Source organism: Pseudonocardia yuanmonensis (genome assembly GCF_039542425.1).
Taxonomy (GTDB): Bacteria; Actinomycetota; Actinomycetes; order Mycobacteriales; family Pseudonocardiaceae; genus Pseudonocardia; species Pseudonocardia yuanmonensis.
In genome coordinates this window covers 14,775-37,266 of the sequence record NZ_BAABIC010000008.1, presented here as the reverse complement: position 1 = coordinate 37,266, position 22,492 = coordinate 14,775, and the positions used below count along the sequence as shown (strand labels likewise).

Annotated in this window: 19 protein-coding genes and 1 tRNA gene; 11 read left to right on the top strand and 9 right to left on the bottom strand. The window is 72.2% G+C overall.

The annotated features are described in order from the left end of the window. Positions 1 to 45: 45 nt before the first annotated feature. The 3 genes from atzF to ABD990_RS13490 form a co-directional block, all read right to left on the bottom strand. Complete coding sequence (atzF, locus tag ABD990_RS13500) at positions 46 to 1,425, bottom strand: allophanate hydrolase (protein ID WP_345380809.1); 1,380 nt, start codon at positions 1,423 to 1,425, stop codon at positions 46 to 48. A 116-nt stretch (positions 1,426 to 1,541) separates the two neighbouring features. Then, on the bottom strand, positions 1,542 to 2,234 hold the full coding sequence (locus ABD990_RS13495; protein ID WP_345380808.1) for a GntR family transcriptional regulator: 693 nt from the start codon (positions 2,232 to 2,234) through the stop codon (positions 1,542 to 1,544). Positions 2,235 to 2,292: 58 nt separating this feature from the next. After that, on the bottom strand, positions 2,293 to 3,021 hold the full coding sequence (locus ABD990_RS13490; protein WP_345380807.1) for a VIT1/CCC1 transporter family protein: 729 nt from the start codon (positions 3,019 to 3,021) through the stop codon (positions 2,293 to 2,295). Positions 3,022 to 3,079: 58 nt separating this feature from the next. Here ABD990_RS13490 and ABD990_RS13485 point away from each other — a divergent pair, with 58 nt between their 5' ends. The 6 genes from ABD990_RS13485 (at position 3,080) to ABD990_RS13460 (ending at position 8,832) form a co-directional block, all read left to right on the top strand. Next, positions 3,080 to 4,561 (top strand): cryptochrome/photolyase family protein, encoded by a 1,482-nt coding sequence (locus ABD990_RS13485; RefSeq protein ID WP_345380806.1) that lies wholly within the window; start codon positions 3,080 to 3,082, stop codon positions 4,559 to 4,561. A gap of 45 nt (positions 4,562 to 4,606) precedes the next feature. Beyond that, complete coding sequence (locus ABD990_RS13480) at positions 4,607 to 5,113, top strand: MauE/DoxX family redox-associated membrane protein (protein WP_345380805.1); 507 nt, start codon at positions 4,607 to 4,609, stop codon at positions 5,111 to 5,113. A gap of 1 nt (position 5,114) precedes the next feature. Continuing rightward, entirely contained in the window at positions 5,115 to 5,888 is a 774-nt protein-coding gene (locus ABD990_RS13475) for a DsbA family protein (protein WP_345380804.1), read from the top strand. Positions 5,889 to 5,958: 70 nt separating this feature from the next. Then, positions 5,959 to 6,031: transfer RNA gene (locus tag ABD990_RS13470), tRNA-Ala, on the top strand. A gap of 337 nt (positions 6,032 to 6,368) precedes the next feature. Beyond that, a complete protein-coding gene (locus tag ABD990_RS13465) occupies positions 6,369 to 7,973 on the top strand; it encodes a tyrosine-type recombinase/integrase (RefSeq protein ID WP_345380803.1) in 1,605 nt (534 codons plus the stop codon). A gap of 349 nt (positions 7,974 to 8,322) precedes the next feature. Further along, positions 8,323 to 8,832, top strand: a complete 510-nt coding sequence (locus tag ABD990_RS13460) for an Rv3235 family protein (protein ID WP_345380802.1) — start codon at positions 8,323 to 8,325, stop codon at positions 8,830 to 8,832. 900 nt (positions 8,833 to 9,732) lie between these two features. Here the strand turns inward: ABD990_RS13460 and ABD990_RS13455 are convergent. Together ABD990_RS13455 and ABD990_RS13450 are read right to left on the bottom strand one after the other, a co-directional pair. Then, a complete protein-coding gene (locus ABD990_RS13455) occupies positions 9,733 to 10,866 on the bottom strand; it encodes an acyl-CoA dehydrogenase family protein (protein WP_345380800.1) in 1,134 nt (377 codons plus the stop codon). Then, positions 10,867 to 12,099, bottom strand: a complete 1,233-nt coding sequence (locus tag ABD990_RS13450) for an acyl-CoA dehydrogenase family protein (RefSeq protein WP_345380799.1) — start codon at positions 12,097 to 12,099, stop codon at positions 10,867 to 10,869. It abuts the gene before it with no gap. Between the two features lie 293 nt (positions 12,100 to 12,392). On the opposite strand from ABD990_RS13450, the gene ABD990_RS13445 reads away from it, so the two are divergent. Genes ABD990_RS13445 through ABD990_RS13435 form a run of 3 tightly spaced genes read left to right on the top strand, consistent with a single transcriptional unit; the run spans position 12,393 to position 16,363 of the window. Next, positions 12,393 to 13,847, top strand: a complete 1,455-nt coding sequence (locus ABD990_RS13445) for an aldehyde dehydrogenase (protein WP_345380798.1) — start codon at positions 12,393 to 12,395, stop codon at positions 13,845 to 13,847. Between the two features lie 60 nt (positions 13,848 to 13,907). Next, entirely contained in the window at positions 13,908 to 15,431 is a 1,524-nt protein-coding gene (locus ABD990_RS13440; RefSeq protein ID WP_345380797.1) for a class I adenylate-forming enzyme family protein, read from the top strand. Next, on the top strand, positions 15,428 to 16,363 hold the full coding sequence (locus tag ABD990_RS13435) for an alpha/beta fold hydrolase (RefSeq protein WP_345380796.1): 936 nt from the start codon (positions 15,428 to 15,430) through the stop codon (positions 16,361 to 16,363). Before ABD990_RS13440 ends, ABD990_RS13435 begins: the two co-directional genes overlap by 4 nt. A 7-nt stretch (positions 16,364 to 16,370) precedes the next feature. On the opposite strand, the gene ABD990_RS13430 is transcribed toward ABD990_RS13435, so the two are convergent. From ABD990_RS13430 to ABD990_RS13415, 4 genes are all read right to left on the bottom strand, one after another. Next, complete coding sequence (locus ABD990_RS13430) at positions 16,371 to 17,144, bottom strand: enoyl-CoA hydratase/isomerase family protein (RefSeq protein ID WP_345380795.1); 774 nt, start codon at positions 17,142 to 17,144, stop codon at positions 16,371 to 16,373. Continuing rightward, entirely contained in the window at positions 17,141 to 18,697 is a 1,557-nt protein-coding gene (locus tag ABD990_RS13425) for a class I adenylate-forming enzyme family protein (protein WP_345380794.1), read from the bottom strand. Before ABD990_RS13425 ends, ABD990_RS13430 begins: the two co-directional genes overlap by 4 nt. A 139-nt stretch (positions 18,698 to 18,836) precedes the next feature. After that, the gene (locus ABD990_RS13420; RefSeq protein WP_345380793.1) at positions 18,837 to 19,286 is read right to left on the bottom strand and encodes a universal stress protein; all 450 of its coding nucleotides are present in this window, start codon (positions 19,284 to 19,286) and stop codon (positions 18,837 to 18,839) included. Positions 19,287 to 19,308: 22 nt separating this feature from the next. Further along, positions 19,309 to 20,400, bottom strand: a complete 1,092-nt coding sequence (locus ABD990_RS13415; RefSeq protein ID WP_345380792.1) for an ABC transporter ATP-binding protein — start codon at positions 20,398 to 20,400, stop codon at positions 19,309 to 19,311. A gap of 465 nt (positions 20,401 to 20,865) precedes the next feature. On the opposite strand from ABD990_RS13415, the gene ABD990_RS13410 reads away from it, so the two are divergent. After that, positions 20,866 to 21,642: an MlaE family ABC transporter permease gene (locus ABD990_RS13410; protein ID WP_037043073.1), complete on the top strand. Its 777-nt coding sequence runs from the start codon at positions 20,866 to 20,868 to the stop codon at positions 21,640 to 21,642. Position 21,643: 1 nt separating this feature from the next. Beyond that, positions 21,644 to 22,489, top strand: a complete 846-nt coding sequence (locus ABD990_RS13405; RefSeq protein WP_345380791.1) for an MlaE family ABC transporter permease — start codon at positions 21,644 to 21,646, stop codon at positions 22,487 to 22,489. Positions 22,490 to 22,492 lie beyond the last annotated feature (3 nt).

The window sequence follows — 22,492 nt, the reverse complement described above, 5'->3', positions numbered from 1 at the left end:
TCCGCGGTGGTGCGCTCGGCTCGGGACGTGCGTGGATGTCGGTCGTCACGGGACCTCCGGGGTGGACGGGACGGGGGTGGGCACGGGCGGGGGGACCGGCGCCAGCAGCGCCTCGGCCGCGGCGAGCAGCCGGTCCTCGGAGAAGGCGGGGCCGACGAGCGTGACCCCGCAGGGGCGGCCGTCCGCCGTCGTCCCGGCGGGGACGGCGAGGGCGGCGAGGTCGAGCAGGTTCGTGAACTGGGTGTACCGGCCGAGCACGAGGTTGCGGACCACCGGCTCGGCGGCCAGCTCGGCGCGGGTGAAGGTGGTCGGCACGGTCGGCAGCAGCAGGAGGTCGGCGGTCGCGAAGAGCCGGTCGGTCCAGGCCTTGAGCTCCTGCAGCCGGTACCGGGCGCGGAAGGCGTCGACGGCGGAGTAGGCCGCGCCGCTCTCGACGACGGAGCGGGTGACGGGCAGGACGTCGTCGGGGTGCGCGGCGAGGAAGTCCTGCAGCACGGCGAGCCGCTCCGCCACCCACGGCCCGCCGTAGAGCAGGTCCCCGGCCTCGCGCAGCGGCTCCACCGTCGTCCGGACGAACCCCGTCGACCGGGCGACCGCGCGGTCGGTCGCGGCCTCGAAGGCCGCCCGCATGGCCGCGTCGCCCTCGAGGTCGAGCTCCTCGGGGATTGCGAGGGTCAGGCCCCGCGGCCGCGGTGCGCCGGTGCGGGACCACGGGTCGTCGGGGTCGGGGCCGGCGAGGACGCGGAGCACGGCGGCGGCGTCGGCGACGTCCCGGGTGAAGACGCTGACGCAGTCCAGCGACCGGCAGGCCGGCACCACCCCGGACGCGCCGACGAGCCCGCGCGTCGGCTTGAGCCCGACCACGCCGTTGAGCGCGGCGGGGACCCGCCCGGACCCGGCGGTGTCCGTGCCCAGGGCGACCGGCACGATCCCGGCCGCGACCGCCACGGCGCTGCCCGAGCTGGAGCCGCCGGAGATCAGGTCCCCGCCGAACACGCTCTCCGGCGCGCCGTAGGGGGACCGGCCGCCGTTGAGCCCGGTGGCGAACTGGTCGAGGTTCGTCTTCCCGACGACGATCGCGCCCGCCTCGCGCAGCCGGCGCACCGCCCCGGCGTCGACGGTCGGGGTGTAGGCGAAGGCCGGGCAGGCGGCGGTCGTCGGGAGCCCGGCGGCGTCGATGTTGTCCTTGACCGCGACGGGGACGCCGTAGAGGGGCAGTGCCCCCGGGTCGAGCGTCTCCAGCCGGGCGGCCCGTTCCCGCAGCTCCGCGGCCGGGCTCACGGAGATCCACACGTGGTCGTCGCCCCGTGCTGCGAGGCGCGCGAGCACCGCCTCGACCACGTCCCGGGGACGGAGCGTGCCCGCGCGATAGGCCGCCCGGAGCCCGAGAACCCCGACCGAGGGAGCCGCTGTCGCCGTCTGCACTCGGTCGATTGTCGACAGTCTGGTGTCAGGGAAAGGTGTCCTGCGTTACGGCTGTGTTAGGGCTGCCGCTCCCGTGCGCGGTCAGGTGGTGCTCGAGCACCACGGACCACGCAGGGTCAGGTGTCGAGCTCGGGGCGCAGGTAGGTCTGGGCGCCGTGGCTCGCCAGGGCCTCCAGGACCGCGGCGACGTCGCCGGACGCGACGGCCTCGTAGAGGTGCCGGTGCCGGTGCGCACCCTCGGCGGGGGAGCGCTGCTCGGCCTCGCGGCGCATGTTGGCGGCCATGTAGAGCTGCAGCTGCATGATCACCGGCTCGTAGACGCGCAACAGGTGGCGGTGCCCGGCGAGCGCGACCAGGGCGAGGTGGAACTCGCGGTGCGCCTCCGCCCGGTCGATCGCGGCGTCGGCGTGCTCCTCGTGCCCGGCCGCGCGTTCGATCCGCTCCGCCGCGCGCTCGAGGACGGCCAGTTTCTCGGGGTCCGGCCGCCTGCCGCCGCCGAGCGCGGTCTCCACGGCGAACCGCTCCAACGCGTCCCGCAGCCCGAACAGCTCGGTCATGTCCCGCGCCGACAGCTCCGCGACCCGCACGCCGCGCCGGGGGAGGTGCTCGACGAGCCCCTGCTGGCCCAGTAGCCGCAGCGCCTCCCGCACCGGGGCGCGGCTGATCCCGAACCGCCGCGTGAGCTGCTCCTCGACCAGCCGCTCGCCCGGCCCGATGGCGCCGCGCAGGATGTCGCCGCGGATCCGGTCGAGGGCGAGCTCGACCAGGCTCTGCGCGCCGAGCCCCTCGAGCGGGACCTCAGCGGTCACGGCGTTCTCCTGACGTGCGGTGCGGGCCTGCCGGCGACAAGCCTGTCACACCCGTGGGTCAGGCGGCCGTCACACCGATGAGCATGCCCACCAGGTAGGTCGCCGCGGCCGCGATGGCGCCGAACATCAACTGCCGCAGCCCCCCGCCCCACCACGTGCGCACCGTGAAGCGCGACGAGAGCGCACCGGCGGCGAACAGTCCGACCGCCCCGATGCCCAGCCCGAGCAGCAGCGACGACGAGCCGAACAGGAACGACAGCAGCGGGATGATCCCGCCGATCGCGAAGCAGAGGAACGACGACGTGGCCGCCACCCAGGGCGACGGCTTGTCGTCGATGCTCACGCCGAGCTCCTGGCTGACGTGCACGCGCAGCGCGATCTCCGGGTTCGCGCTGATCTCCTCGGCGACCCGCCGGGCGGTCTCGTCGGACAGCCCCAGCTTGCGGTACTCCTCGACCAGCTCGGCCTGCTCGGCGTGCGGATGCCGGGCGAGCTCCCGGCGCTCGACGTCCGCCTCGGCGTCGATCGCCTCGTTCTGCGTGCCCACCGAGGCGAACTCGCCGAGTGCCATCGAGAAGGCGCCCGCGACCAGGCCCGCGATGCCGGTCAGCACGATGGTCTGCCGGTCCGCCCCGCCGCCGCCGACGCCCGCGATCAGTGCGATGTTGGTGACGAGGCCGTCCATCGCCCCGAAGGTGGCCGCGCGCAGCCAGCCGCCGGACACGTCGCGGTGCCGGTGGTCCTGCTGGTGCTCGGCCAGCTCGGCCTCGAAAGCCGGATCACTCACGTTGCGCAGCGTAATCCGTCGACTCGCGCGAGCCGTGCGGCGAACCGACACTGAGCCGATGGGACGGGAACCGCTGTGGCTCTTCGCGGACCAGCTCGGTCCGCACGTCCACGGCACGGACGGGATGCGCGACCGCGAGGTGGTGCTCGTCGAGTCCGGCCGCGCACTGCGCCGCAAGCGGTTCCACCGGCAGAAGCTGCACCTCGTGCTGTCCGGGATGCGGCACCTGGCGGCCGAGCTGGGCGACCGCGCGCGGTACGTCCGCGCCGACACCTACCGGGAGGCCCTGGAGGAGGTCGGCGAGCCGGTGGTCGTGCACGAGCCGACGTCCTTCGCGGCGGCCGAGCTCGTCGAGCGGCTGCGCAAGGACGGGCTGGTCGCGGACGTCCTGCCCACGCCGACCTTCGCCCTGCCGCGGGCGGAGTTCGAGGAGTGGGCCGGCGACCGCGGCCGGTTCCGGATGGAGGACTTCTACCGCTCCCAGCGCGAGCGGTTCGACGTGCTGATGGACGGCGACGAGCCGGTCGGCGGGCGGTGGAACTACGACTCGGAGAACCGCGAGCCCCCGCCGAAGGGGGAGCGCACGCTGGACGTGACGGGACCGTGGCAGCCGGAGGAGGACCGGATCGACGACGAGGTCCGCCGCGAGCTCGACGACGCCGGCTACCCGACGGTCGGGCGGGACGGCCCGCGCTGGTTCGCGATCACGCACGACGAGGCGGTCTCGGCGCTCTGGCACTTCGTCCGGCACCGGCTCGGCACGTTCGGGCCCTACGAGGACGCGATCCTCGAGGACGACTGGGCGATGTCCCACTCCCTGCTCTCGGTGCCGTTGAACCACGGCGTGCTGCACCCGCTCGAGGCCGTGCACGCCGCCGAGCAGGCCTACCGCGACGGCGACGTCGACCTGCCCGGCGTCGAGGGGTTCGTCCGACAGATCCTCGGCTGGCGCGAGTACGTCTGGCACCTGTACTGGCACTTCGGCAAGGGCTACACCCGGCGCAACGCCCTCCGCGCCCGCACCCCGCTGCCCGAGTGGTGGGCCGAGCTCGACGCCGACGCCGTCACCGCGGCCTGCCTGCGCAGCGCGCTCGCCGGCGTCCGGGACCGCGGCTGGGTGCACCACATCCCGCGGTTGATGGTGCTCGGCAACCACGCCCTGCAGCGCGGTTACCGGCCGGCCGAGCTCAACGAGTGGTTCCGCACCGCGTTCGTCGACGGGTTCGAGTGGGTCATGCCCCCGAACGTCATCGGGATGAGCCAGCACGCCGACGGCGGGAAGATGGCGACCAAGCCCTACTCCTCCGGCGGCGCCTACATCGACCGGATGAGCGACCACTGCGGCGGCTGCGCGTTCGACCCGAAGAAGCGCCTGGGCGACGACGCCTGCCCCTACACCGCGGGCTACTGGCAGTGGGTGCACCGGCACCAGGGGCTGCTCGCCGAGAACAACCGGACCGCGCGCGCCGTGTCCGGGATGAACCGGCTCAAGGACCTCGACGCCGTGCTCGAGCAGGAGTCCGCGCGCGAGCGGTTCTGAGAGTCGCTCACCTGTGTCTCAGGTGCCGGCGCTACCGTGCGCGGCGTGACGAGGGGCCGCGTTCTGGACGGGATCGGCACGCTCGCGCGGCTGGGGCTCGCGGCCGTCTGGCTCGCGTCGGGGCTGATCAAGGCCCTCGACCCGGCGCAGACGTACGTGGCCGTCCGGGCCTACGACGTGCTGCCCCGGGAGGCCGTCGCGGTCGTCGCCGGGGTGCTGCCCTGGTTCGAGCTGGCGCTCGGCGTGCTGCTCCTGCTCGGCATCGGGACCCGGGCCGTCGCCTGGCTCTCCGCCGGGCTGTTGCTGGTGTTCGTCGCCGGCGTGACCCAGGCCTGGGCGCGCGGGCTGGCCATCGACTGCGGCTGCTTCGGCGGCGGCGGGGCGGTGGCGCCCGGGCAGACGCAGTACGTCCAGGAGATCGTGCGCGACGCGGGCTTCCTGCTGCTGGCGGCCTGGCTGATCGTGCGGCCGGGGACGCTGCTCGCCGTCGAGACCCTGCTCCACCGCGAGCGGGACCTCGTCACCACTGGTTCGGGTGTGGAAGGGAACTGACGTGGGCGGAGCGGATCGCAGCGACCGGAAGCGGCGGCAGGCCGCGGCCGAGGCGCGGCTGCGGGCGGCGGGGATCACCCCGAAGCGGCGGGGGTTCGGCGGCCTGAGCGGCACGAGCCTGGTGCTGACGATCGTGGCCGTCGTCGTGATCGCGGCGATCGTGGTCGGCGTCGTCGTGACGATGAACAACAGGGCCTCGGACTCGGCCGCCCCGGCGGCGACCTACCCGGTCGCCCGCAACGGGGCGGTCATCACGGCGGGGCAGGCCGCGGCGCCGGTCACGGTCGACATCTACGAGGACTACCTCTGCCCGTACTGCGAGCGCTTCGAGACGACCTACAAGGACGAGCTCACCACGGCGCTCAACGACGGCCGGATCAAGGTCAACTACCACGCGATCTCGATCCTCGACCGCGCCAGCAACCCGGTGGGCTACTCCACCCGGGCCGCCAACGCCGCCATCTGCGCCGCCGACGCCGGCATCTTCCCGGCCTACCACGCCCAGCTCTACGCCGAGCAGCCCGCCGAGGGCAGCGCCGGCTTCAGCAACGACGAGCTGACCGCCAAGGGCACCGCCCTCGGCGCGGGCCCCGCCTTCGGCCAGTGCGTCGCGGCCCAGGCGAACACGGGTCTCATCGAGAACGCCACCAACACCGCGGCCGCCGTCCCGGCCCTGCAGACCAACGGCCAGTTCGGCACCCCGACCATCGCCGTCAACGGTACGAAGGTCGACGTCAACGACACGGACTGGCTGCAGAAGGCCATCCAGGGCTGAGGTCCGGCGCCCCGTGGGGACCCCCCTCGATCGGGTCCCCACGGGGTGTTGTAGTGTTTCCTCATCGCAAGGGGCTGTGGCGCAGCTGGTAGCGCACTTGACTGGCAGTCAAGGGGTCAGGGGTTCGAATCCCCTCAGCTCCACCCTTCTGACCAGGTAGTTCATTCCGCCTGACTCCTCGGCGCCGCGTTTCGTGGCGCCGGATGTGGCGCGAGTCGACCTACTCTCGCGCCATGCCGCCGAGCCAGCACCAGCGTCGCATCCGCCAACGAGGTGAGATCACGCAGCTGCCCAGCGGCTCGTATCGCGTCCGGGTGTACGCAGGTCGCGACCCGATCAGCAAGAAGCGGCACTACCTGCAGGAGATCGTCCGCAAGGGCCCCGGCGCCGCCGCAGAGGCGGAGAAGACCTTGCGGCGGCTCCCTCGTGCAGGTCGACGACAGGCTGAACCCGCGGACCTCGGCCTCGGTGGCCCAACTCATGGAGCAGCATTTCGCGCTCCTCGAGGTCGAACGCACGACGAGGTCGACGTACGAGAACCTGGCGACCACCCACATCCTGCCGCTGATCGGTAAGGTCAAGCTGGCCGCGCTCTCGTCCCAGGTCTTCGACTCGTTCTACGCGGAGCTCCGCCGTTGCCGGACCCACTGCAACCGCCGGAAGGCTATCGAGCACTGGAAGAGGACCTCGCACGGCTGCGACCACCGCTGCCGGCCGCACGTCTGCAAGCCCCTCGCACAGTCGACGATCCGGCAGATCCATGTCGTCCTCAGCGGAGCGCTGCGCCGTGCCGTGCGCTGGCAGTGGCTGGCGAGGAACCCCATCGAGCACGCGGAACCACCGAGGCAGCCGCCGGCCAAGCCTCAGCCGCCGACGTCGGAGGAGGCTGCACGCATCCTCAACGCCTCGTGGGACGACCCGGACTGGGCGGTGCTGATCTGGCTCACGATGGTCACCGGCTCACGTCGTGGCGAGCTCTGTGCGCTGCGGTGGCACGACGTGGACCTCGTCCGCGAGGTTCTGCGCGTGGAGCGCTCGGTGGCCCAGCTCGGCAGCGAGACGTGGGAAAAGGACACCAAGACCCGCCAGCATCGGCGCATTGCCCTGGATCCCGAGTCCGTGACCCTGCTGACGGCGCACCGCGCGCGGTGCATGGAGTTGGCCGCGGCGCTCGGGACCGAGCTTGCGCTCGACGCCTACGTCTTCTCGGGCTCGGGCGACGGCTCGACGCACCTGAAGCCGAAGACCATCACGCGCCGGTACTCACGTCTGGTCCAGCAACTGGGCATCCAGACGACCTTCCACAAGCTGCGGCACTACTCGGCGACCGAGCTCATCGCCAGTGGGGTCGACGTCCGGACCGTCGCAGGACGTCTCGGTCACGGTGGCGGCGGGGCTACCACCTTGCGCGTGTATGCGGCGTGGGTATCCGAGGCAGACCAGCGGGCCTCGTCCGGCCTGCTCGACCGGCTGCCGCGCCGGCCGACCGGCGATCCGGGCGTCGTCGGGCCCGACGAGCTGTTCGCCCGGAGCCCATACGAGCGCGCCGCGATGGACCTGCGGGCCCAGATCCTCGACGGCACGATCGAGGCCGGCTCCCCGCTCCCCACGGTCCTGGATCTGTCGGAGCGCTACGGCATCGCCGTCGGAACGGCCAACCGCGCGGTGGGTCTCCTCAAGGAGTGGGGCCTGGTGGATGCGCGGAGGGGCGCCCGAGCGATCGTCCTCGGTCGGGACGAGGCCGATCCACCGGCGTCCGTGATCACGCGCGACGAGGGCGGTGACGCTCGTCAGACCGACCTGGTGGAGATATCTGAGTCCTGCCCACCGGCGGTGCAGGTGGTCGCCCAGGCAACGGCACAGCTGCCGGACGGGCTGCTTGAGCTGGTCCTCCGGCGCCGTGGTGCGGATGTCAATCGAGTCGTGACCGCGCCGGTGCCGCTGAACGCGGAGTCGCTGCGGAAGCTCCTGCTCGACGGCATCACGCGCAGCGGTGGATCCGACGAGGAGATCGGCCAGTACGAGCTGGAGCTGCGGCAGGTCGGCGCCTCCGACGCCCTCCTCACCTTCGTCGCCTCGGCCTGACGGCACTCGCTTCGTCCGGAGCCCTACCAGTTGGCGGCGGTGAGCACCACACGGCCGCCGCTTCCACTTCAGAGCACGACGTGGGGTGCAGCTTCGCTGCGGTCGACCTGCTCTCGGCAGGACTGTGCTATCGGTGGTGGGCCGCTTACTCCGCCGGTCTCACGGGCAAGGGTGCTGCGCATCGGCTTCGCCGACGACCTGGCGATCGCCCTTGCCCGCGAGCCTCGCCGGGCGGAGTCGGGCGCGGAGGAGCAAGGGCGGGCGCTTCGCACCGCGCCCCGCAACCGGCCCACCACGACAAGAACTGACCTGCTGCTCGGGCTGGTTGCCGATCCCTTGGGAGGCCGCCTTGTCCCAGACCCTCGACCACAAGGAGACGCCCAGCGAGAACACACTTCGTCGGGTTCTCGGGCTCCGCCCGGTTCGCACGGTGGTGTTCGACGGCGACGACTTCCTCGACCCGTGCCCCACCTGCGGCCACCGCGCGCCCGTCGACGCACCCGCCGGGCTCCCGCCGGGCGACCCGGTCTCCGACGTCCCGCTCGACCGCGTTGCGATCCAGCACGCGCAGCGGACGGTGGTGCTGCTGGTGGAGGTGCTCGACCAGCGCCGCCCGGCCACCCAGCTCACCGACCTGGTCGCCCCTCGGGTGCTTCGCTACCTGCGGGCGATGTCGGTCGCGCGGAGCGGATTGCGGGGCGGGGCCCGGCTGCTGAGCTTCCACCCTTCCCAGCCGCACGAGGGCGCCGTGGAGGTCGCCGCATCAGTCCGGATCCGGGGACGGCGCCGGGCGCTGGCCGCCTCGTTCACGCTCGTCGGCCTGGACCGGTGGGTGTGCTCGACGATGCGGATCCTGTGACCGCGGGCGGCCGGGCGGCCGGGCGGCCGGGCGGCCGGGCGAGATCGTCTCGCCGGGCCACGCCCAATCGAGCATGAGAAACGTGGTCGCCGTCGCCCGCTGCCGGGACGACTTCGCCCGGAAGGGGAGGGCGACTCACCCAACGCCTGTTCGCGCCCGCCCGCGGGCGGCCCGGGCGCCGACCCGGGCGCCGACCCGGGCGCCGACCCGGGCGAAGGCTCGGCCGGCGCGACGCTGACCGCGCAGCCGCGCGCGTACCGAGTCAGCAGCCGGGCGGTGTTTTGACCAGCCCTTGCTGCTCCGTCGAGAGGAGGCCGCGGCGGCCCTGAACCCACCTGGCAGCTGGAATGTGGCCGCTCTCCTGGCTCCCTCCGATGTGGCCGCCGCAGCTGCACACCAACTTTCCGCCGACGAGACTTCGCAACCCGAGCCACCGACTCCCGGCTCGCCTCCGCTCGCGCACGACGACGCCCACAGCACGGCAGCGCCGTCGACGACTACGGCGCCAGAAGATCAACTACGCAAGATCAAAAGCCCGTACACACCTAGGCATCACGATCCGATGGGCAGCTGAGCAGTGCGGGCCCCGCCTCGACAGCTCGTGTGGGCGCGGAGTGGACCGAAGCGCCGGGTCGCGGCGGAGCCCGAACCGAACGGGTCGTCAAAGCGGCACCGGACGGAGATCCGGGCCACGACCGGAAGGTGCTTCCGATGCCTGCCGCAGAAACCGCAGCACGCGAGGACGGCGGTGTCGCTCCCCGGCGTCTCGTCGAGAAGGCCGACCAGCACCCGTCGGTCTCTCCTTCCCACGAGGGGTGCGGGCGAGCCGCTGTGAGTCCTCCATTGCGCGGGCGAACACGCCCAGCTGCGTCGGCCGGTCAGCCCACGTCAGGTCCTGTGCTACCCGGTGGGCGTCAGGGCGGCATAGCGCGCCCGGTGGTGGTCGGCGGGGCCGAGTTCGTACTCGATCGCGGTGAGCCGCTTGAAGTAGTGGCCGATCGCGAGCTCCTGGGTCATGCCCATCCCGCCGTGGAGCTGGACGGCGTTCTGGCCGACGAAGCGGGCCGCGCGGCTAATCGTGACCTTGGCGGCCGAGGTGGCGCGGGCCCGTTCGGCCGGCTCCGCCCCGAGTCGCAGGGTGGCGAGGTACATCGCTGCCACCGACTGCTCGACCTCCAGGTGCATGTCGACCATGCGGTGCTGCAGCGCCTGGAAGGAGCCGATGGGCTGGCCGAACTGCCGGCGCTCCTTGCTGTACGCGACGGTGTCGGCGAGCACCCTGCGCAGACAGCCCACCGCCTCGGCGGCGAGAGCCGCGAGCGCCTCGTCGAGTGCGGGGGAGAGCGCCGTCCAGCCGCGGCCCTCCTCGCCGAGGAGCGCGGCAGCGGGGAGCCGCACGTCGTCGAGCACGAGGTCGGCGGCGTGCCGGTCGTCGATGGTGCGGTAGCGGTGCACCTGCAGGCCCGGAAGATCGACGGGGACCAGGAACAACGAGATCCCGTCGAGGTCGCGCTGCTCGCCCGACGTGCGGGCGGTGAGCAGCAGGTGCGTCGCCTGTGGAACCCCGGGCACGACGGCCTTGGCGCCGGTCAGCACCCAGTCCCCGCCGTCGCGTCGCGCCGTGGTCGCCACGGAGTGTGCGGTGTGCCCGGACGTCGGTTCGGGCAGGGCCGGGGCGATGCGCACGGACCCCGCGCCGATCCCCTTGAGCACGTCGCCGGTGCCGGGCAGGCGCCGCAGCACACCGCCGCCGAGGACCACGGTGTCGACGTAGGGCTCGACGACCAGGGCATGGCCGAGCTGCTCGGCGATCACCATCGCCTCCACGGGCCCGCCGCCGGATCCGCCGACCTCCTCGGGCAGCGTGGCGGCGAGGATCCCGAGGTCGTCGGCGAACGCGCGCCACACCTCGGGCTGCCAGCCGGCCTCCGAGGCGGCGGCCTCCCGGCTGCGCGCGAGGTCGTAGCGGTCGGCGAGCCAGTCGGCGAGCGAGTCGCGCAGGAGCTGCTGCTCCGCGGTGAGCGAGAAGTCCATCTAGAGCCCCAGAGCCGCCTTCGCGAGGATGTTGCGTTGGATCTCGTTGCTGCCGGCGTAGATCGTCCCGGCCCGGTCGTTGAAGTAGCGCAGCGGCGCCACGGCCTGCCACTCCTCCCCGCTGACGTAGCCGTCGGCGGGGGGCGCGAAGCCGGCGAGCGGTCCCCCCGGGCGGGTCGCGTGCGGCTGGTAGGCCCGCCCGCGCGGGCCGGCGGCCTCCAGCAGCAGCTCGGTCAGCGTCTGGCTCAGCTCGGTGCCGAGGATCTTGAGCATCGAGGACGCGGTCCCGGGGTTCGTCCCGCCCGCCGCCGCGGACAGCACGCGGAACTCCAGCACCTCGAGCACGTCGATGCGGATCCGGGCGTCGGCGAGCTTGGCGGCGAATGCCGGCGACTCGAGCAGGGGGCCCCCGTCCGGCCCGGGCTGCCCGGCTGCGGCCCGAGCGACCTGGTCGGCCATGACCTGCAGCTTCGGGGCAGCGGCACTGCCGCCCCGCTCGAACTCCAGCAGGTACTTCGCGACCGTCCAGCCGTCGTCGATCTCGCCGACGACGTTGGCCTTCGGCACGCGCACGTGGTCGAAGAACTCCTGGTTCTGGATCTGCTCGCCGGAGGTCATCACCAGCGGGCGGACCTCGATGCCCGGCGAGCTCATGTCGATCAGCAGGAACGTGATGCCCTGCTGCTTCTTGGCCGCGCGGGAGGTGCGGACCAGGCAGAACATCCAGTTCGCCTCGGTGGCGTGGGTTGTCCAGATCTTGCTGCCGGTGCAGACCAGGTCGTCGCCGTCCTCGACCGCGGACATGGACAGTGCCGCGAGGTCCGAGCCCGCCTCGGGCTCGGAGTAGCCCTGGCAGAAGAACACCTCACCGGTGAGGATCCGGGGCAGGAAGAACTCCTTCTGCTCCGGCGTGCCGAACTCGATCAGCACGTGCGCCACCATGCTGATCCCCATGGGGGACAGCGGGGGAGCGCCGGCCAGGATCGACTCCCGGCTGAAGAGGTAGTGCTGGGTCACCGTCCAGTCGCAGCCGCCGTACTCGACCGGCCACGCCGGCGCGGCCCAGCCGCGCTCGTGCAGGATCGCCTGCCACTGCATGCTCGCCTCGTGGTCGGCGTACACGCTCGTCATCAGGCGCCCCGCCCGGCGCAGGTCCGGCGTGAGCCTCTCGTCGAGGAAGGCGCGGACCTCGTCGCGGAAGGCGAGGTCGGCCGCTGACCACTCGAGGTCCATCGTTGCTCCTCCGGCTGACGTCCGACCCAACCTAACAGATGTAGATAGACGGCGAACCTGTCGGAAGTGTGCTGCGCGCGGACCGCGGAGGCGAGAAGGGGTGACCCTGGACACCGCTCACCTAAAGCCTCTAGGCTCGAGGCACCGTGACGTCGAGCGAGCGGGTCCCGCCGCCGTCCGTCCGCACACCCCGTTCGGCCCAACGAAGGGACATCGGTGACGTCGTACCCGCTGGTGCTCCCGGTCGAGCGGACGCCTTCCCCCCGAGTCACCGCGGCCCCGAAGGGACGACCATGACCATCCGTGACGAGCTCCTGATCGACGGCGAGTGGCGCAAGCCCAGCTCGTCGATCCGCATCCCCGTCGTCTCGCCGTCGACCGAGGAGGTCGTCGGGGAGGCGCCCGACGCGAACGCCGACGACGTCGACGCCGCCGTCAAGGCCGCCCGCCGCTCCTTCGACGAGGGCGTGTGGCGGCTGCGATCGGTCGAGGAGCGCGCCCACGTGCTCGAGCGGGCGCTCGGCCTGATCGAGCCGAAGCTCGACGAGATCGGCCGGCTGGTGACCTCGGAGATGGGGCTGCCGACCTCGATCGCCGGGATGCAGATCCCCGGCGCGCTCGCGGTGGGCAAGTACTTCCTCGACGTCGCACGCAACACGCCGCTGTCCGAGGTCCGGCAGACCATGTACGGCCCCGCCGCCGTGGTGAAGGAGCCGGTCGGCGTCGTCGCGTCGATCGCGCCGTGGAACGGCCCGTTCAACATGGCCGTCTCCAAGATCTGGCCGGCGCTGGTCTCGGGTTGCAGCGTGGTCTACAAGCCAGCCCCGGAGACCCCGCTCGACGGATTCTTCATCGCCGAGGCGCTGCACGAGGCCGGCGTGCCCGCCGGTGTCTTCAACTACATCACCGGTGATCGCGACGCGGGCCGCGCGCTCGTCGCGCACCAGGGCGTGGACAAGGTCAGCTTCACCGGCTCGACGGCCGCGGGTCGGCAGATCGGCCAGGAGGCGGGCGGCAGCTTCAAGCGCCTGCAGCTGGAGCTGGGCGGCAAGTCCGCCGCGATCGTGCTCGACGACGCCGACCTGCAGACCACCATGGCGGGCCTGGCGATGGGCTCGTTCTTCAACACGGGCCAGGTCTGCGCGGCCTACAGCCGGGTGCTGGTGCCGGCCTCGCGCTACGACGAGGTCGTGGGTGCCCTGGTCGCGACCGCGGAGTCCTTCGTGGTCGGGGACCCGTTCGACCCGGCGACGACCATGGGCCCGCTGGTGTCGAAGCGCCAGCAGGAGCGGGTGCTCGGCTACATCGAGGCGGGCAAGGCCGAGGGCGCGACGGTCGCGACCGGCGGCGGAATCCCGGAGGGCCTGGAGAAGGGCGCCTTCGTCCAGCCCACGGTGTTCACCGGCGTCCAGAACGGCATGAAGATCGCCCAGGAAGAGATCTTCGGGCCGGTTGCGTCGGTGCTGCGCTACGAGACGGTCGACGAGGCGATCGCGATCGCCAACGACTCCGAGTACGGCCTCCACGGCGCGGTGTTCACCACCGACCCGCAGAAGGCGGCGGACGTCGCGCGCCGGGTGCGGACCGGCACGTTCAGCGTCAACTCCTTCGTCTACAACACCGAGGCGCCGTTCGGCGGGGTGAAGTGCTCCGGGGTCGGCCGCGACACCGGGCCCGAGGCGGTCCAGTCGTACTACGAGCTGAAGACCGTCAACCTCACCGAGGACATGGCCCCCCTGTTCTCCTGAAGCCCGCCGGGGCGGCGGCCACCGACCCGCCGCCCCGGTCCCACCACCTCCGGAGGACCCGTGAGCGGCACCGTCGTCGACGCCCTGACCTGGTGGGTCCGCACCGTTCCCGACCATCCCGCGATCGACTTCGACGGCGACGTCGTGACCTACGCCGAGCTGGACACGTGGTCCGACGGGGTGGCGGGCGGTCTGCGTGACCGCGGCGTCGCGGCCGGGGATCGGGTCGGGATCGTCGGCACGAACACGCTGGAGTGGTGCGTCGCCGCGGTCGCCGCGTGGAAGGTCGGCGCGGTCGTCTGCGGCTTCAACCAGCGGTTCCTCGCCGCTGAGCTCGGCGCACTCGTGCACCTGTGCGAGCCCGCCGTGGTCTTCGGCGACGCCGCCCACCTCCCACTCCTCGACGAGGTGGCTTCGGCGGGCGCCGTGTTCACCCCGGTCGGCCTGGAGTCCACCGTCACGGCGCTGCGCGGCGGGGACCATCCGCCGGTCCCGGGCTTCGACGCGGAGCCCGAGGACCCCACCGCGATCGTCTTCACCAGCGGCACGACCGGCATGCCGAAGGGCGTGGTGTTCACCCACCGCACGATCGCCGGGATCATGCACGAGTGGTCGCTGGGCGAGCCGGTGGCGCCCAATGACCTGCGAGTCCTGTTGGTGTTGCCGATGTTCACCGCTGCGGGTGTGGTGTGGGGGCTCGCCCGCAGCCTCGTGCACGGCGGCACGATGTACCTGCAGCCGCGCTTCGATCCGGCTCGCGCCCTGGAGGTGCTGCAGGAGGCCCGGATCACCACCTTCACCGGGCCGCCGATCCTGTTCGAGCAGATCTCGCGCGTCCCGGGCTTCGAACGGGCGCGGTTGCCGCACCTGACCACGGCCTGGGTCGGCGGCGCCCGCGTCCCCGTGCCGTTGCTGGAGAAGTGGCGCCCCAGCGGCGTCGCGCTCCGCCAGATCTACGGCCAGACCGAGATCGGCGGCACCGGTACGGCGATGTCGGCGGAGGGAGCGCTCGAGCACCCGGACGCCTGTGGCTGGGGTGGCCCGTTCACCCGCCTCCGCGTCGTGGACGCGGACGACCGCGACTGCGCGCCGGGTGAGGTCGGCGAGATCCTGATGCGCGGCCCCGGCATGTTCCCCGGCTACTGGCGCAACGAGGAGGCCACCAAGAAGGCCCTGCGCGGCGGCTGGCTGCACACCGGTGACCTCGGCAGCGTCGACGAGGAGGGGCTGCTCACCTACGTCGACCGGATGGGCGAGATGATCAACTCCGGCGGGTTGAAGATCTCGCCGGCCGAGCTGGAGACGGTCCTGCAGCAGGCACCCGGTGTCGCCGAGGTGGCCGTGATCCCGGTGCCGGACGAGAAGTTCGGCGAGACACCCGCCGCCGTCGTCCACGCCGAGGGCGAGCTGGACCCGTCGGCGCTCGTGACCTTCTGCAACGACCGCCTCGCCGACTACAAGGTGCCGCGGTACGTCATCACCCACGACGGTCCGCTGCCGCGGATGGCGAGCGGGAAGATCGTCAAGCGCGAGCTGCGCGGGGTGTACGCCGACGCCCCGCAGCGCTACCCGAAGGTCCGATGAGGACAGTCCGGGTCGGCGACGTCGCACTGGCGGTCCGGGACGAGGGCTCCGGTCCACCGGTGGTGCTCGTGCACGGCTTCCCCGAGCTCGCGTACTCGTGGCGCCATGTGCAGCCGGCCTTGGCCGCCGCCGGGTTCCGGGTACTGGCGCCGGACATGCGCGGATACGGCGGATCGAGCTGTCCGACGGAGCCCGCGGCCTACGGGATCGAGGCGCTGACGGGCGACCTCGTCGGGCTGCTCGATGCGCACGGCTACCGCCGGGCGGTGTTCGTCGGCCACGACTGGGGCGCGACGGTCGTGTGGCAGTTCGCCCTGCTGCACCCCGACCGGGTCGCCGGCCTCTGCGCGTTGAGCGTCCCGTTCACCCCGCGCGCCCGTCGGCTCCCGCTCGAGATCTGGCGTGAGCGCCTGGCGGACCGGTTCTTCTACATCCGGTACTTCCAGGACGAGGGCGTGGCCGACGCGGAGCTGGCCAAGGACCCCGAGCGCACGATGCGGCTCGTCCTCGGCGGGCTCACCGTCGACGCCCTGCTCGGCCCCGACGACGGCCGCGGCTACCTCGACCGCCTCGCCGAACCGGACCGCCTGCCCCCGTGGCTGTCCGAGGCCGACCTGCGCACCTACGCCGAGGCCTTCGCCCGCACCGGGTTCACCGGCCCGCTGAACTGGTACCGGGCGATCGAGCGGAACTGGGCGGCCACTCCGCACCTCACCGGGGCCCGCATCACCGTGCCCTGCCTCTTCGTCGCGGGGGCCGACGACCCCGCCCTCGCCGTGATGCCCCACGCCGGCCAGGAGCGCCACCTCGACGACCTGCGCGGCATAGTGCTGCTGCCGGGTGCCCGGCACTGGATACAGCAGGAGCGGCCCGCCGAGGTCACCGAGGCGATTCTCGGGCTCCTGCGCTCGCTCGGTCCCTGGTGGACCTGACTCGAGCTCAGCCCGGCTCGCCGAACGACGGAGCACGTCGCTCCCGGACGGCGGCGACGCCTTCCGCGAAGTCGTCCGTGTCCGTCAACGAGCTCTGGGTCCGCGCCTCGGCGTCCAGCACTGCGTCGCGGTCACCCACCGTCCCGAGCATCCCCTTGACCGCGGCCAGGGCGCCGCGCGGACCCCTGGCGACGCGTGCGGCCTCGGCCGTGGCGACGGCGAGCGCCTCGCCGGGCTCGGCCAGCACGTCGGCCAGCCCGATGTCGACCGCACGCGACCCGTCCACCTCGTCGCCGAACATCAGCATGCGTCGCGCCCAGGCGGGGCCCACCCGCCGCGGCAGCGACCAGTAGATCCCCATGTCGCCGGAGAGTCCGACCCCGGTGAAGGTCGCGCGGAAGCGAGTGGACGCCGTGGTGACCACCCGGTCGCAGGCCGCCGCCAACGCGACGCCGGCCCCGAAGGCCGCGCCCTCGACCGCCGCCACCACCGGGACGGGACCGGCGAGGATCGTCCGCACGACGGCCTGGGCGGACTCCAGCAGCTCCAGCGCCTCGGCAGCGGGCCGGCGGCGCATCGCCGACAGGTCCCCGCCCGCGGAGAAGACCGAGCCGGCACCGGTGAGCACCACGGCGCGGACCACGGGGTCCTCCATCGCCTCGGTGAGCTCCGACAGAAGATGCGTGCGCAGCGCGACGCTCAGCGGATTGCGCCGGTCCGGGTCGTTCAGCGAGAGGGTCCGGACGGGCCCGGCATCCGAGCGCAGGACCAGGTCGCTCACGCCGACCCCTCCGCCGACGACACGCGCAGGGCGACGGCGTCGGCCGGGACGGTGGGGTAGGCCTTGCGCAGCTCCGGCTTGGCGATCTTCCCGGAGAAGGTGCGGGGGAGCGGGCCGGCGGCGACCGCGAAGCGGGGCCGCTTGAACCCCGCGAGGTCGCCGCGGGCCTTTTCGGCGAGGCGGTCGAGCACCGGGTCGGGGTCGCCCGCACAGTGCACGACGAGCATCGGGACCTCGCCCCACCGTTCGTCCGGCACCCCGATCACGGCCAGCTCGGTCACGCCCTCGACCCCGGCCAGCGCCCGCTCGATCTCCGCGGGGTACACGTTGATGCCACCCGAGATCAGCATGTCCTTGGTGCGGTCGACCACCTTGAGGTGGCCGCGCTCGTCCATCGCGCCCAGGTCGCCGGACCGCAGCCAGCCGCCGGGGAGCATGGTCGCGGCGGTGGCCTCCGGGTTGCGCCAGTACCCGCGCATCACGTGCGCGCCGCGCACCAGGATCTCGCCGACCTCACCAGCCGTGGCGGTCTCGGCGGGATCGGTCCCGGCGATGCGGATCGTCGTTCCCATGATCGCCTTGCCCGCGTATCCCGGGTACGCCGCGGCGTCCTCGGCCCGCAGGGCGCTGATCAGCCCCGACGCCTCGGTCATCCCGTAGACCTGCACGAGCGAGACGCCCCGCTCGCGGTAGGTCTCCAGCAGGTCCAGGCGCACCGGCGCCCCGCCCACCGCGGCCGAGACCAGCGAGGAGAGGTCGCGGCGGGTGAAGTCCGGCGACTGCGCCATGCGCTCCCACAGAACGGGCACGGTGGTCAGCGCGGAGATCCGGTGCCGCTCGATCATGTCGAGGTAGCGGTCCGGGTCGAAGTCCCGCTCCAGCACCATCGTGCCGCCCGCGTACACCGTGAACTGCATGAAGCAGGAGATGACCGCGCCGGTGTAGACGAGCGGGACGGCGACCAGGATCCGGTCCCGCCAGCTCAGCCCCTCGGAGACGACCTTGGCCTCGGCGGGCGCGAGGACGCTGCGGTGGGTCAGCACCGCGCCCTTCTGCACGCCCGTGGTGCCGGAGGTGTAGCAGAGGAACGCGGCGTCGTCGGCGGCGATCTCGACGATCGGCGGCGTGGTCCCGGCCGACAGCAGCTCGGCGTACCCGGGGAGGTCGGCACCGCCGAGGCACACGACGTCGAGGGGCTGTGCGGCGGCCGCGACCTCCAGGGCCGGGGCCAGCGCCTCCTCGGTGACCACGACCCGGCAGTCGGCATCGAGCACGAGCGGGGCGAGCTCGCCGGCCATGAGCCGCACGTTGAGCGGCACGCTGACCGCCCCGAGCTTGAGCGTCCCGAGGATCACGTGCACCAGCTCGGGGCGGTTGCCCATCAGCGCGCCGACGCGATCGCCCGGCCGGACGCCGCGCGCGGCGAGGCCGGCGGCGACGGCGTCGGTGACGGCGTCGAGCTCGGCCCAGCTCTGCCGCACGTCACCGCAGATCAGGGCCTCGTGCTCGGGGCGCCAGTGACCCCAGAAACGCACCAGCTCGGCGAGGTTCACGGCGCACCACTCCAGTCGGCGTCGACGGTGGTCCGGCCGTGCCGTCCGGGAGTGGCACGGGCCGGGCGGTCTCACCCGAGCGGGTGGCCGCACCGACCCTGACGCATGAGACAGGACGCGTCAATCGTCTCGCGAGCGATCAGGTGGTGTGGACGATCAGCACATCCACCCCGGCGGAGCGTGCGGCGTCCCCGGGGACGGAGCCGAGCAGGCGCCCGACCAGGGAGCCGAGGCCCCGGTTGCCGACGACGAGCAGGTCGGCCGCGTTGTCGTGGACCGCGCGGGTCAGGACCTCGACGGGGTCGCCGTCGGCTGCCGTCGTGCGGATGCGGTCGGCCGCGAGCTCGCGGGCGGCGTGGTCGGCGGCGGTGCGGAGGGTCTCCTCGGCCGGGGTCCAGCCGTGGACGAGGTGGGATTCCTCCTTGAGGGCGTCGTCGGCCGGACCGGTGTCCTTCTCGGTCGGGTGGTACGCCGAGACGATCACGAGGCCGGCGTCGTGGGCGCGGGCGACGGCCGCGGCCCGGGTGACCGCGGCGTAGGAGGTGTCGGAGCCGTCGGTGCCGACGACGACGGTGGAGTAGGCGGGCATCGGTGCCTCCTGGTCGGTGGTCTCAGCGCACGCGCGGCAGCTGCGTGGTCGGGTCGTCGTCCGGGCTGATCCTCGGCAGGGCTCGGGTCGGGTCGTCCGGCCGGCTGTACGGGGCCGCGCCAACGGCCTGCGCGCGCGCCTGCGGGGCGCTGTTCTCCTCGAAGGAGCGGCGGATGGCCTCCTGGGCCGCGGGCGGGAGGGTGTGCAGCATGTCCCGCACCCGCTTCTGCCGGCGGGCGACGGCCTTGCGCTCGGGCAGGCCCCCGGTGGCTGTCAGCTGGGGCTTGATCGGGGGCAGCCCGTCGAGCTCGTCGACCTCGGCCATCTCGCGGGCGGCCTGGGCGGTGTCCTTCTCCTCGGACATGCCGATGGGGCCCTGGCGGCGGCCGTTGAGGAACTGGGAGACGACGGGGTCGTCGCTGGTCAGGAGGACCTCGCGGGGGCCGAACATGGCCAGGTGCTTGCGGTAGAGCATGCCGATGTTGTCCGGCACGGTCTGCGCGGTGTTGATGTCGTGGGTGACGATGAGGAAGGTGGAGTCGGTCTGGGCGTTCAGATCCAGGATGAGCTGGTTGAGGTAGGCGGTGCGCACGGGGTCGAGGCCGGAGTCGGGCTCGTCGAACAGGATGATCTCGGGGTCGAGGACGAGGGCGCGGGCGAGGCCGGCGCGTTTGCGCATGCCGCCGGAGATCTCGCCGGGCAGCTTCATCTCGTCGCCCTTGAGGCCGACCATGTCCATCTTCTCCATGACGATGTCGCGGATCTGCGACTCGCTCTTCTTGGTGTGCTCGCGCAGCGGGAAGGCGATGTTGTCGTAGAGGTTCATGGAGCCGAACAGGGCGCCGTCCTGGAAGAGCACGCCGAAGAGCTTGCGCAGTTCGTAGAGCTTGGACTCATTGCAGCGCACCAGGTCGGTGTCGTGGATGACGATGGAGCCCTTCTCGGGCTTGAGCAGCCCGATCAGGGACTTGAGGAACACCGACTTGCCGGTGCCCGAGGGACCGAGCAGGACCGACACCTCGCCCGGGGGCAGGGAGAGGGTGACGTCGGACCAGATGTTGGCGCGGCCGAAGGACTTGGACAGTCCCTCGACGGTCACCTCGACACCGGGCATGGGAGCACCTCCATGGGCTCGTCGCGCGGGTCCGGCACCCAACCTAAAGGCCCTAGGGAGATGCGGTACGCTGTGGTGTGCGTCACCGGCAGTCGTCCCGGGGTCCTCCGTCGGGGCTCTGACCTGCGGTTCCGGGTTGATTTGATACGTACAACGCAATCTGTCAGATGAAGCATCGCAGGCGCGGTCGCTTTCACCTGGACGTGTGAGAATCCCCAGCGGATTCCCAGCTCACCGCGCAGGGCGCGCAGGAGTAGCGCCGGTCCGGCGTTACGAAGAACGTAACTTGTTGCGTAGGCCGTCGTTGAGCCCTTCCGAACGGACGCCGAGCCCCCGATCGTGGCGCCCGACGCGCAAGGCCCGTCCCCGCGTAGTCCCCCGCAGTCTCAGTGCAGAGGCCCAGATGCAGCAGCTCCCCACCGCATGCCGGCCGCGCCTCGCTCCGTCCTCCCGGACGGGGGCGTGATGGCCGCGCCCACGCTCACCCGCGTCGTCAAGCCCATCGGCGGCTTCTTCGCATTCACGCTCGACACTTTCGTGGCGATGTTCAAGCCGCCCTTCCAGTGGCGCGAGTTCATCCAGCAGACCTGGTTCGTCGCGTCCGTGTCGCTCGGCCCGGCGATCCTGCTGGGCATCCCCTTCGTCGCCCTGGTGACCTTCCAGTTCAACCTGATCCTGGTCGAGATCGGCGCGATCGACCTGTCCGGCTCGGGCTCGGGCTTCGCCACGGTCACCCAGATCGGCCCCGTCGCGACGACGTTCATCATCGCCGGAGCCAGCTCGACGGCGATCTGCGCGGACATCGGCGCCCGCAAGATCCGCGAGGAGCTCGACGCGATGGAGGTGCTCGGCATCGACACCGTCCAACGCCTCGTCGTCCCCCGGGTGCTGGCCACGGCGGTGAACGCCTTCCTGCTCAACGGCGTCATGATCCTGATCGGACTGTCCGGCGGGTTCGTCTTCGGCGTGTTCCTACAGGGCGCCTCGCCGGGGCAGTACGTCGACTCGATGAAGCTGCTGGTCGGCTTCCCCGACCTGGTCCACGGCGAGATTCGCGCCGTGGTCTTCGGCGTGGTGGGCGCCCTGATCGGCTGTTACCGCGGCATGACGTGTGCCGCCGGGCCGCGCGGTGTGGGCAACGCGGTGAACGAGACGGTCGTCTACACCTTCCTCGCGCTGTTCCCGATCAACATCCTGCTCACGCAGATCCCCTACTCGCTCGGCATCGTCGGAGGGCACTGAGATGAGTGCACGGACGGTGGCCGAGGGGGCGAAGCGGGCGCTGAGGGCGCCGCTGAACCTGCTCGACGACCTCGGCCGCCAGGCCGAGTTCTACGGCAAGTCCATCGCCTGGACGCCCAAGGCGGTCAAGTCCTACAAGACCGAGCAGGTGCGACTGATCGCCGAGGTCGGCATGTCGTCCGGCGCGCTCGCCGTCATCGGCGGCTCGTCGGTGATCACCCTGTTCATCACCCTGTTCGCCGGGGTGACCGGCGGCGTGCAGACCTTCGACGCCCTGCAGAACCTGCAGCTCGAGGCGCTCGGCGGGTTCGCCTCGGCGATCATCAACCCGCGCCTGCTGACCCCGATCGTCGCGGGCGCGGCGCTGGCGGCCACGGTGGGCTCGGGCTTCACCGCCCAGCTCGGTGCGATGCGGGTCTCGGAGGAGATCGACGCGCTGGAGGTCATCGGCGTCCGGTCGCTGCCGTATCTGGTGACCACCCGACTGGTCGCGGGCATGATCACGATCATCCCGATCTTCGCCATGGCGATGTGCGGGGCCTGGATCGGCTGGAAGCTCACCCAGGTCAACTTCTTCGGGCTGTCCGAGGGCACCTACGACCACTACATGGACACGTTCATGCAGTGGCAGGACGTCCTCTACTCCTTCGCCCAGGCCGTCGGGATTGCCGTCGTGGTCATCCTGATCCACACCTACTACGGCTACACCGCCTCGGGCGGGCCGGCCGGGGTGGGCCGCGCGGTCGGCAAGGCCGTGCGCACGTCGCTGATCGCGGTGCTCGCCGTGGAGCTGGCCATCTCGATGGCCCTCTACGCCGATTCCGAGGCCTTCCGGATCTCGGGGTGACGC

Bases quoted from the DNA above. Each gene is read 5' to 3' on its own strand.
- ABD990_RS13485 (WP_345380806.1), top strand. From the start codon at position 3,080: ATGGGACGGGAACCGCTGTGGCTCTTCGCGGACCAGCTCGGTCCGCAC.
- ABD990_RS13465 (WP_345380803.1), top strand. From the start codon at position 6,369: ATGGAGCAGCATTTCGCGCTCCTCGAGGTCGAACGCACGACGAGGTCG.
- ABD990_RS13455 (WP_345380800.1), bottom strand. From the start codon at position 10,866: ATGGACTTCTCGCTCACCGCGGAGCAGCAGCTCCTGCGCGACTCGCTC.
- ABD990_RS13450 (WP_345380799.1), bottom strand. From the start codon at position 12,099: ATGGACCTCGAGTGGTCAGCGGCCGACCTCGCCTTCCGCGACGAGGTC.
- ABD990_RS13445 (WP_345380798.1), top strand. From the start codon at position 12,393: ATGACCATCCGTGACGAGCTCCTGATCGACGGCGAGTGGCGCAAGCCC.
- ABD990_RS13435 (WP_345380796.1), top strand. From the start codon at position 15,428: ATGAGGACAGTCCGGGTCGGCGACGTCGCACTGGCGGTCCGGGACGAG.
- ABD990_RS13420 (WP_345380793.1), bottom strand. From the start codon at position 19,286: ATGCCCGCCTACTCCACCGTCGTCGTCGGCACCGACGGCTCCGACACC.
- ABD990_RS13415 (WP_345380792.1), bottom strand. From the start codon at position 20,400: ATGCCCGGTGTCGAGGTGACCGTCGAGGGACTGTCCAAGTCCTTCGGC.
- ABD990_RS13410 (WP_037043073.1), top strand. From the start codon at position 20,866: ATGGCCGCGCCCACGCTCACCCGCGTCGTCAAGCCCATCGGCGGCTTC.
- ABD990_RS13405 (WP_345380791.1), top strand. From the start codon at position 21,644: ATGAGTGCACGGACGGTGGCCGAGGGGGCGAAGCGGGCGCTGAGGGCG.